The organism is Pedobacter psychrophilus, from assembly GCF_001652725.1.
In the GTDB taxonomy this organism is placed as follows: domain Bacteria; phylum Bacteroidota; class Bacteroidia; order Sphingobacteriales; family Sphingobacteriaceae; genus Pseudopedobacter; species Pseudopedobacter psychrophilus.
In genome coordinates this window covers 1-2717 of sequence record NZ_LWHJ01000008.1, presented here as the reverse complement: position 1 = coordinate 2717, position 2717 = coordinate 1, and the positions used below count along the sequence as shown (strand labels likewise).

2 protein-coding genes are annotated in these 2717 nt (G+C 37.1%); both read right to left on the bottom strand.

All coding sequences use genetic code 11. The features are described from left to right. Positions 1-1637 (bottom strand): UxaA family hydrolase (locus A5893_RS00400; protein WP_068820564.1); only part of this gene is annotated, 1637 nt, incomplete at its 3' end. A gap of 6 nt (positions 1638-1643) precedes the next feature. After that, positions 1644-2717, bottom strand: a 1074-nt coding sequence (locus A5893_RS00395; protein WP_068820563.1) for a tagaturonate reductase, incomplete at its 5' end; no start/stop codon positions are given.

The following is a 2717-nucleotide window of genomic DNA, read 5'->3' as shown; positions in this document are numbered from 1 at the left end:
CCTCTTTTCCAAGGGATAAAATCATCTTGACCATGTCTTACTGCGCTTACTTCTATTTCTCCGCTTGCTACTTTAATCACATAGTCTAAAATACGCTCACCTGCCTCATAAATGGTTTCTCCGTCATCAATGATAGTTCCTGTGTTTACATCCATAATATCACTCATTTTATTAAAAAGCGTAGTGTTACTCGCAATTTTTATAACCGGCGTAATCGGATTTCCTGTTGGGGTACCAAGCCCGGTTGTAAATAAAACAACGTTCGCTCCTGAACCAACTTCTGCTGTGGTAGATTCTACATCATTTCCCGGTGTACATAAAAGATTCAGTCCTGGTTTTGTCACCATTTCTGGGTAATCTAAAATTGCAACAACCGGAGAAGTACCTCCTTTTTTTGCTGCTCCCGCAGATTTAATGGCATCTGTAATTAAACCATCTTTAATATTACCAGGAGAAGGATTCATATCGAAACCAGAACCGGCCGCAACCGCTTTTGCAGCATAAGTTTTCATTAGAGATGAAAAACGATTGGCTTCCTCTATGGTAACACATCTATCGCTGATATTTTGCTCAACTCCACAAAGCTCTGGAAATTCTGCCAAAATCACTTTACCACCCAAGGCAACTAACAAATCAGATGTATAACCAATTGCTGGGTTAGCAGAAATACCAGAAAAACCATCCGATCCGCCGCACTCTAAGCCAATGGTAATATTACTTAATGGTGCGGGTTTTCTTTCTTGTTGATTGGCTTCCATCAATCCTGCAAAGGTCTGTTTAATGGCCAAGGCCAATAAATCTGCTTCGGTACCTACTTTTTGCTGATCTAAAATATAAAGTGGCTTACTAAAATTTGCATCCCTCTTTTTAATCTCTTCTTCCAAAATAGGAACTTGAGCGTTTTGGCAGCCCAAACTCAATACCGTTGCTCCGGCACAATTAGGATTAGTGATATATCCTGCTAATAAAGCACACAAAGCTTGTGCGTCGTCCCTAGTTCCACCGCAACCACCATCATGATTTAAAAACTTAATCCCATCTACATTAGGAAAAAGTCTTTTGCTTTTTTCAGGTTGTTCCTCTATAAAGATATCTGCATTTAAAATGGAGTTTTTATCTGCTCCAGATTTATAAAGATCAATCAACTTTAAAGCTTGGTTTTGATAAGCTTTCTTTCTACCATATCCTAATGGGGTAACCAATGCTTCCTGTAAAACCTCCAAATTTCTGTTCTCACAAAACACCATCGGGATTACTAGCCAATAGTTTGCAGTTCCTACGCTGCCATCCGCTCGGTGAAAACCATTAAATGTTGTGTTTTTCCATTTGCTCACATCCGGTCTGTCCCATGCTAATTTTCTCTCACCAACCTCAAATGGGTTTGCCGCATGCCTAACATTATTGGTATTGATAATGTTGCCCGCTTTTAGATCAATTTGCGCCTTCCCAACCAAAACCCCGTACATCAATAATTCTTCGCCAATGTTTAAATCGGTTGTTAAAAATTTATGTTTGGCCTTTACATCATCCAACAATGTTATCTTTTCATTTTCATAGATAATGATCTCTCCTTTAAAAAGATCGGTCAACGCAACCAACAAGTTATCCTTTGGATGTACCTTTAAAACTCTATCCATCTTCTGTTAATTAACGCTTTCTTTGATCATGAGTTGTTTTATGGATACCTGATTTTCCATCAGTTTTAGGTAATTATTTACAGCTTCTTCAAAACTAGGCAAAGTTGTCAAATCTGCTCCCCAAAGTGTGTCATCGCTAAGTATAGCATTTACAATTTCTTTAGGTTTATTACTCCAAAGCTTACTTAAACAAGCTGCTTTGCTGTCGTTTATCAAATATTCCTGATTATTAATTTTACCGAAATATTTATTATTTTTTGTATTGAAAGGTTTCATAAACCTGATGTAAGCAGCAAAACCTAAGGCAATAAAATCTGGAACGTTGTGGTATAGCTTAAAGTAATTCTGTAAAATAGGCACAACCCGCATCTCTAGTTTTGATGTATAATTAGCGCTTATGCTTAACCATTGGTGGTTGATGTGTGGATTTCTAAATCTATCCAATACGTTTGTAGCAAAAGTGTCCTTTTGTTCTTTTGATATCTCATAAGGTATTGCGGGTGCAATTTCATTGATCATCAAATCACGGATATAACTTTCCATGTCTTCATTATCCATAGCAGATTTAACAGTATCAAATCCTGACAAAAAGGCTAATCCGCAGCTTAAGGTATGTGTTCCGTTTAACAATCTTAATTTTAGTTCTCGGTGAAGGTTAATATCTGGCGTAATAATTACACCGCTATCCACTTGTGCGAAAGAAAGTTTTTCTTTAACTATTTCATTTCCCTCAATTGCCCAAAGTCGATATACTTCCGACATGATTAATAGTTCATCATCATAACCAAGTTCGGTTTTTATTTCATTTAACTGATTTTTATCAGGTTTGCCCGGTACGATACAATCTACCAAAGAATTGCAGAAATGATTGCTCTCATGTAACCAAGTGATAAAATCTTGAGGAAGATGATTTGTTTTACAGAGGGTTAGTAAAATGTCCTTTAATTGGGTGGCATTATCCACGATCAATTCTGTAGGGACGATTACCAAACCTTTATCTTTTGCACCATTAAAAGTAATAAACCTGTGGTGTAACAACGCCAGTAATTTACCCGGAAAAGAAATTGGTGGTTGGGATTT